Annotated in this window: 1 protein-coding gene; it reads right to left on the minus strand. The window is 37.0% G+C overall.

Going from position 1 to position 551, the window contains the following annotated elements:
- Positions 1–551, minus strand: a 551-nt coding sequence (locus Q0881_RS17730) for a hypothetical protein (RefSeq protein WP_299163300.1), incomplete at both ends; no start/stop codon positions are given.

The raw sequence follows: 551 nt of genomic DNA on the forward strand, positions 1-551 counted from the left end.
CTTGCTGTTCCTGTTAATGCATTTGGTGCTGCTACTGTTTCTGTTGAAGCTGCTGTTACACATCCATTTGCATCCGTAATTATTACTTCATAAGTATCTGAAGCTAAGCCTGTAAACGATACATTGTTTGTATTTAATCCTGCTTGTGTACTTGTAAATGGCCCTGTTGTACTATTTATTGTTGCACTAAATGGTGCAGTTCCATCTGAAATTACAACATTTACTGTTCCGTTATCTCCATTACAATTTGGTTGAACTACCGATGTTGCTATTGTTGGATCGGTAATTCGTTGAATCGTTATTGTTTCTGTTACTTGACAGAAATTTGCGCCTCCATTTTTATCGCGTACATAAACATCCCATGTTCCGGCTGCTACATTTACTGGATTTGTGGTATTGAAATCTCCTGCTGTTACTGCTGTTCCATTACTTACTACCGCAAATTGATAATTTGTATCTCCTCCCGTTGGGTTAATTGTAATCGTTCCTGTATTACACGTTTCGTCTACTAACGTAGTTGTTAATCCTAATTGTGGATTTAATGTATGATT

This window comes from uncultured Tenacibaculum sp. (assembly GCF_947494125.1).
Taxonomy (GTDB): Bacteria; Bacteroidota; Bacteroidia; order Flavobacteriales; family Flavobacteriaceae; genus Polaribacter.